Origin of the sequence: Mycobacterium sp. SMC-15, from assembly GCF_045310925.1 — a bacterium.
Lineage (GTDB): Bacteria > Actinomycetota > Actinomycetes > Mycobacteriales > Mycobacteriaceae > Mycobacterium.
This window is the reverse complement of sequence record NZ_JBJIAJ010000025.1, coordinates 1-7,946: the sequence shown is the minus strand read 5'-3', so window position 1 is coordinate 7,946 and position 7,946 is coordinate 1. Positions and strand designations below refer to the sequence as shown.

At 69.2% G+C, this 7,946-nt stretch carries 2 protein-coding genes; both read left to right on the top strand.

Going from position 1 to position 7,946, the window contains the following annotated elements:
- On the top strand, positions 1-3,096 hold the full coding sequence (locus tag ACJH71_RS22200; RefSeq protein WP_406760140.1) for a KR domain-containing protein: 3,096 nt from the start codon (positions 1-3) through the stop codon (positions 3,094-3,096).
- A gap of 19 nt (positions 3,097-3,115) precedes the next feature.
- A complete protein-coding gene (locus ACJH71_RS22195; RefSeq protein ID WP_406760139.1) occupies positions 3,116-7,882 on the top strand; it encodes an SDR family NAD(P)-dependent oxidoreductase in 4,767 nt (1,588 codons plus the stop codon).
- Positions 7,883-7,946: the final 64 nt, after the last annotated feature.

Here is a 7,946-nt window from a genome sequence, read left to right as displayed (position 1 = left end):
GTGGCTGCTGCGGAGCGGTTTGCGCGGCGGGTGAATATGGAAGTGGCTTCCCATACCGCGTTCATGGATCCGATCCTTGATGAGCTGCGTGCCGAGTTGGCCGACCTGACCCCACAAATGCCGCAGATCCCATTCATATCCACGGTGGTCGATCCGGCCGGACCCACCCCGGTGCTCGACGCCGGCTACTGGGCCGACAACGTGCGTCAACCTGCCCGGGTGAACCAGGCGGTCGCCGCCGCAGGGGACAAGTACGGCACGTTCATCGAGATCAGCCCCCACCCGATCCTGACCCACACCATCGACGAGATCTTGGAAGCGGTGCCGCACTGCAGCGTCGCCACTCTGGTGCGTGATGGTGACGACACCGTCGTCTTCCATCAGCATCTCAACAGCGCGCACCCGGTGAGCCCTCGCGAACTGCCGCACGCGTCCGGTCCGTACCCGGTGCTGCCGACCACCCCGTGGCGGCACACCCACCACTGGCTTGACGTCGAAAACTCCATCACTGCAGCGGAATCCGCGCCGCGGCCGGGTCTGCTGCTGGGCACTCATATCAAGATCGGCAGCACACCGGCCGTCCATCTGTGGCAAGCGCGGCTGTCGCCGGAGACCAAGCCGTACCCGGGCAGCCACCGCAACAATGGGGTGGAGCTGGTCCCGGCGTCGGTGCTGCTGCAAACGCTGTCCGACGCCGCCTTCGAGGTGAGCGGGCACTCGACGGTCCGCGACATCCGTTTCGAACACCCCGTCATCGTCGACCGGCCGCGGACCATCCAGGTGCTTGCCGATGCCGAGTCGGTGACGGTGTCGTCGAAAGCGGTGACCGACGACCCGGCCGCGCGCTGGGTCAAGCACCTGAGCGCCCGCATCGCACCACGTGACGACACCGCCTGGCCGGCCGCCGACCCCACGTTCACCAACGGGCACAGTGGAACGGAGTTCGATGACGACGCGGTGACCTCGCTGTGGCTCACCTGGGGCAGTGAGGGGCGCCCGTTCGAGTGGTCACTGGCCTCCGGCCGGTCCACCGCGACGGTGTTGCGTGCCGATGTCACATCGGCACAGTCTGGGACGGCTGCGTTGCTCGACGCTGCTCTGCATGTTGCACGCCTGGTGGACGAGGCCAACGCCGAGCTGATGGTGCCCGCGTCGGTCGACGACGTCCGTTTCGGCGAAGCACCCGCAGACGGCCGGGCCGGAGTCACTGTGCACCGGCGCGACGGCGGTGAGGGCGAACTCGTCGTCGACATCGCCGTGACCACACCGGGCGGCGCCCGGTGCGTCGAGGTCCGCGGACTGCGCTACACGGCCCTGGGCTCGGCCACCTCGGCCGATGACCCGAGCGCCATTGCCCACGCGATCGACTGGCAACCCTGGGATGGTGCGCCGCAAACCCCGGGCCAGCCGGGAACCCTGACGGTGGTCGGGGACAGTGCGGCCGCCGATCGGTTGCGTGACGGGCTGAATGCGGCCGGTCACCACAGTGTCGGGATCACCGACGCCCAGACCGTCGTCTACGTCGCCGACCCCGGCCTTGCCGGCGAATCGGACCTGGATTGCGCGTCCCGGCTGGTCGGCGAGGTGGCCGACCTGGTGGCCACGCTGGCGCAACGCGACACCCACCCGCCCGCCCTGTGGATCATCACGCACGGTGTCCACGAGGCCACCTCCGAGGCCGCGGTGCGTCAAAGCTGCCTGTGGGGCCTGGCCGGTGTGATCCGGGCCGAGCAGCCGCAGTTGTGCGGCGGTCTGGTCGACCTGCCCAGCGATGACACCGCCGGTGCGGCCGATTGCGCGGCGACGCTGTCGGCCATCCTGCGCACGCCGGCCAAGTCGATCCTGGTTCTGCGCGACGGCCAGTTCCTGACGCCGGCATTCACCCCGATCTCCGGCCCACCGCAGCGCGAGCCGATGGTGTGCCAGCCCGACGGCGCCTACCTCATCACCGGCGGTATGGGAGCGCTTGGCCTGCTGATGGCCGGCTGGCTGACCGATCGAGGTGCCCGGCGCCTGGTGTTGGCCGGCCGCAGCGCCCTGCCGCCTCGGCGCGATTGGGACTCCGAAGAGATCGAGGCCGGCGTCCGCCACAAGATCGCCGCCATTCGGGCGCTCGAACGGCGCGGTGTCACCGTCGACGTGGCCGCTCTCGACATCGGATCCCGGGCCGCGGTGACCGACCTGTTGGCTCGCCGCGACGCAGCCGGCGCCCCGCCGATCCGTGGCATCATCCACGCGGCCGGCATCACCGAGGGCCAGCTGCTCACCGAGGTGGACGCCGACCGGCTGCGCGACACCATGTGGCCCAAGGTCGCGGGTGCCCAGGTGCTCGATGAACTCTTCCCGCCGACAAGCCTCGACTTCTTCTTCATGACCGCCGCCGCCGGCGCGGTGTTCGGTGTGCCCGGCCAGGGTGCCTACGCGAGCGCCAACGCCTACTTGGACGGCCTGGCCCGTGCCCGCCATCAGCGTGGCTGCCACAGCGTCAGCCTGGACTGGGTGGCGTGGAAGGGCCTCGGTTTCGGGGCCGAAGCGCACGTCGTGCTGCACGAACTCGAGCGGATGGGTTCGCGGCCCATCACCCCGGCGGAAGCCTTCGCAGCCTGGGATCACGTCGAGCACTACGACGTCGCGCAGGCCGTGATGGTGCCGCTGCCCAGGGAAGGAAAGCCCGGGGAGTCCGCTTCCGATGCCGCCGGACCGGTCCGCGACTGGGCGCTGCTGCCTGCCGATGAGATACTGAGCGAGCTGGAAATCGGGTTGCGCGCCATTCTGGCGCGCGAGCTTCGCATGTCGGAGGCTGAACTGCAGCTGGACCGGCCGTTCGCCGAACTCGGTCTGAACTCGGTGATGGCAATGGCGGTCCGGCGCGACATCGAAGCGCTGGTCGGCTTGGAGTTGTCAGCCACCATGCTGTGGAACCACCCGACGACTGCGGCACTGGCGGCGCACCTGACCGGCAAGCTGCTGCCGCAGGACGATGCCGGAGACGACGCGGCGGCCACCGGCGGTGAGCTGCCCGAGTCGGCCGACAGTGTGTTGAATGAGCTGTTCGACAGCGTGGAATCGGCTCCGGCCGGATGGGACGGGATCTAGTGGGAATTGAGTTCCCCGCATGACCGCAGCATTTGACGAAGAAGCACTGCGCCACTGGCTGGCCGACTATCTGGTCACCAACATCGGTTGCAGCCTCGAGGACATCGATTTCAACGCGTCCCTCAACGACCTGGGCGTCGGGTCCCGCGACGCCGTGGTGCTCTGCGGCGAACTATCGGAGCTGCTCGGCCGCAAAGTCTCACCTGTCGAACTCTGGCAGCACCCGTCGGTCGCCGAACTGGCCCGATTCTTGATCGAGCCCGATTCCGCAGACGAAGAGTCGGCACCCGAGCCCGGTCGCTTCGGCACCGACGAGCCCATCGCGGTGATCGGTCTGGGTTGCCGCTTTCCCGGTGACATCAACTCACCGGAAGCGCTGTGGCAGTTCCTGATCGACGGCGGCAACGCGGTGACCGAAGTGCCGGCCGATCGCTGGGCGCCCTTCGACGACGGGTCGACGGAGACCGGCAACGCGATCGCTCGCACCACCCGGTGGGGCTCGTTCCTGCGCGACATCGCGGCTTTCGACGCCGATTTCTTCGAGATCTCCAGCCGCGAAGCGGTCAAGATGGACCCCCAGCAGCGACTCCTGCTCGAAGTGGCGTGGGAAGCCTTGGAGCACGCGGGAATTCCGGCGACATCGTTGCGGCGATCGCAGACCGGCGTTTATGTCGGGGCCAGCATCACCGAGTACGGCTGCCACGCGTCCGCCGATCTTCCCAACGTGGACGCCTGGAGCAATGCCGGTGGTGCCCTGAGCATCATCGCCAACCGGCTGTCGTACTTCTTGGACTTGCGTGGTCCGTCGGTGACGGTCGACACCGCGTGCTCGTCGTCGTTGGTCGCCCTGCACCTGGCTTCGCGCAGCCTGCGTACCGGGGAGTGCGAGACCGCGATTGTCGGCGGGGTGAATCTGCTGATGTCTCCGGCGGTTTTCCGCGGCTTCGATCAGAGCGGGGCATTGTCGCCGACCGGCGCGTGTCACGCGTTCGACGCCGACGCCGACGGATTCGTTCGCGGTGAGGGCTGCGGTGTCGTGGTACTCAAGCGCCTGTCGGACGCCCGGCGGGACGGCGACCGGGTGCTGGCGGTGGTGCGCGGATCGGCGATTAACCAGGACGGGCACTCCAACGGTCTGCTGGCGCCGAACCCGGCCGCCCAAATGGCGGTGCTGCGGTCGGCCTACGCCGATGCGGGAGTAGCACCGCAGGAAGTCGACTACGTCGAAACCCATGGAACCGGCACCCTGTTGGGTGACCCGATCGAGGCCAAGGCGCTGGGCACGGTGCTTGGCCGAGGCCGTTCCGCTCAGGCACCGCTGCTGCTCGGGGCCGCCAAGTCGAACCTCGGCCATCTCGAGGCCGCCGCAGGCATGGTCGGCTTCATCAAGACGGTGCTGGCGGTGCAACGCGGGCGAATTCCGAAGAACCTGCATTTCAACACCCCGAACCCGCACATCACGTTCGACCAGATGCGTTTGAAGGTCGTTGCCGAACACCAGGAGTGGCCTTCGTCGGATCACCCGCGGCGGGCCGGGGTCTCCTCGTTCGGATTTGGCGGCACCAACGCCCACGTGGTCATCGAGCAGGCGCCGCCCGCCAAGGTCACTGCGCGCGAAGCCGACCCGGCGGTGACCACCCTGGTGGTCTCCGGGCGGACCCCGGAACGAATCGCCGCAACAGCCCGCGACCTGGCCGACTGGCTGGATGGCGACGGTGCAGGGGTGGAATTGGCCGACGTCGCCCACACCCTCAATCACCACCGTGCCCGGCAGTCGCTGTTCGGCAGCGTGTGCGCCCGCGACCGGGCTGCGGCGATCAGCGGCCTGCAGGCGCTGGCGGCCGGTACCTCGGCCGATGGCCAGGAGTGCGGAGTCATCGGGCCGCACGACGGCCCGTGCGGTCCGGGCACCGTGTTCGTGTACTCCGGCCAGGGCTCGCACTGGGTCGGCATGGGGCGTCAACTGCTCACCGACGAGCCTGCTTTCGCCCGGGCGCTGGCCGTGCTGGAACCGGCGTTCGTCGAACACGTCGGGTTCTCGTTGTGGCAGGTGATCTCCGGCGGCGAACCGGTCAGCGGCGACGCGCAGGTACAGCCCGTCCTGATGGGGCTGCAGCTGGCACTGACCGAGCTGTGGCGCTCCTACGGGGTGCACCCCGACGCCGTCATCGGTCACTCGATGGGCGAGGTCACCGCCGCGGTGGTGGCCGGCGCCCTGAGCCCGGCTGATGGGTTCGCGGTCATCGCGGCTCGTTCACGCCTGATGTCGCAGCAGGCCGGACAGGGCGCGGTGGCGTTGCTGAATCTGGACGCCGAAGCGACCGAGGCGCTGCTCGCCGACTACCCGGATGTCAGTGTGGCGGGCTACCTCTCGCCGAAGCAGACCGTCGTGGCCGGCCCGGTGTCGCCCGTCGATGCGGTCATCGCCGTGGTGAGCGGTCAGAACAAGTTCGCCCGGCGGGTGAACATGGAAGTGGCCTCGCACACCGCGTTGATGGACCCGATCCTGCCGGAGTTGCGGGCGGCACTGGAGGGCCTGACGCCCGAAGTCGCCACCATCCCGTTTTTCTCGACCGTGACCGAAGCGGCCATGCCGGCCGGCGGCATGCCGATGCTGGACGCCGAGTACTGGGTGAACAACGTTCGCCAGCCCGCGTTGCTGACCCAGGCGGTCCGTGCGGCGGCCGGCGAGTACACCACGTTCGTGGAGGTCAGCGCCCACCCGATTCTCACGCACGCGATTGCCGACACCGTGGAAGCCCTCGGCGGTCACCACCACAGCGTCGGGACCCTGGTGCGCGACGCCGACGACGCGGTCAGCTTCCACACCAACCTCAATCGCACGCACACCACCCAGCCTCCGCAGACTCCGCACCCGCCCGAACCGCACCCGGTGTTGCCCGCCACCCCGTGGCAGCACAGCACCTATTGGATCGAGACCACGGCCGTCCGGCATGCCGGCGCCCCGGCCGGTGCCGCAGCGCAACCGGCCGCCGGCAACCCGGGAGCGGTGCCTGCGGACTGGTGGTGCGAGCTGACCTGGCCGACTGCCGAAGCAGAGGCCGGCGACATCGGCACCGAGCAGTCCTGGCTGGTCATCGGGGACAACGGCCTGAGCTCCGAGATCGGCGCGAAGCGCGGTGGCGCCGTGACGGCGCTGGACGTCGACGCCGACCCTGCCGCACTGGCTGCGGCGCTGGCCAACGCCACACATGTCCTCTACGCGCCGCCGACGGACGCGACGGACCTGCGCGCAGAACCGGCCTACGCGGCGTTCAACGCAGCACGGCGGCTGGCCACCGTGATGGCCGAGCAGACATCGAAGCCGGCGACGCTGTTCCTGTTGACCCGCAACGCCCAACCCGTCGGTGACGGGGACCGGGCCAACCCCGCGCATGCCGTGCTCTGGGGGCTGGGCCGCAGCTTGGCCCTGGAGCACCCCGGGATCTGGGGCAGGGTCATCGACGTCGACGAGTCGGTGCCCCCGGCCGTGGTCGCCGGGTACCTGCTCGCCGAGGCGGGCGCTGCCGACAACGAGGACCAGGTCGTCTACCGGGCCGGCATCCGCCGGGTGCCCCGCCTGCTCGGTGGCCGCCCCACCGGTGCCGCGCCGGTCGAATTCGACGCCGACAGTTGCCATCTGGTGATCGGCGCGACGGGCAACATCGGTCCACAGCTGGTGCGGCAACTGGCGGCCAGTGGGGCCAAGACCGTCATCGCCGTATCCCGGCACCCCGGTTCACGGCTCGACGATTTGACGGCCGAGTTGGCTTTGGCCGGAACGACACTGGTGACGGTGCCTGTCGACGCCGCCGACGAGACCGCGATGAGTGCGTTGTTCGATCGGTTCGGCGCCGACCTGCCGCCGCTGGAAGGCATCCACGTGGCCGCCTTCGCGGGCGGCCCGGTGACATTGCGCGACATGACCGACGACGACGTCACCACCATGTTCCGCCCGAAACTCGACGTGGTCGCGGTGCTGCACAAGCTGTCGCTGCGGCAGCCGGTGCGCTACTTCGTGTTGTTCTCGTCGATCTCCGGTATCACCGGATCGCGGTGGCTTGCGCACTACACCGCAACCACCACCTTCCTGGACACCTTCGCCTACGCCCGCCGGGCGGCCGGGTTGCCTGCCACCGCGATCAACTGGGGGCTGTGGAAGTCGTTGACCGACACCCAGTCCGACGCCGAACGCCAAGTGACCGTCGACTCCGGGCTGGAGCCGATGGCCGACGACGTCGCGATCGGGGCGTTGCCACTGGTGATCGGCGCGCGGAGCGCGGTACGGCACACCGTCGTCGCGGCGGACTGGCCACGGCTGGCCACCGCCTACCGCACTCGGGCCGCGCTGCGCATTGTCGATGACCTGCTGGTCGCCGACACGCCGGCTGACGGCGCGGCGACGCAGAGCACCGAGTTCCGCCGAGCTGTGACCGAGGCGGAACCCGAACAGCGCCTGGAGCTGCTGCGCGAACACGTCACCGATCAGGTCGTCGCGGCCATGGGCCTGGCGTCGCGCCACGCCCTGGATCCGACTGCGGGATTCTTCCAATCCGGCATGGATTCGCTGATGAGCGTCACCCTGCAGCGGGCCCTTTCGGACAGTCTCGGCGAAACACTGCCTGCCGCAGTGGTGTTCGACTACCCGACAATCGACGCGCTGACGGGGTACCTGGCAACGATCCTGCCCGAGGTGGCAGAGGCCGCCGAGCAGGACAGCGCCGACGCCTACGACGACATGAGCGATGACGAGCTGCTCGCGCGGCTCTCGGAGAGGTTGAGTTGAGCGAGAAGAGTGCTGCGCCGGTCGGGGGGCCGGATCGTCGGGCGATTGTTGCTGAGGCGCTGCG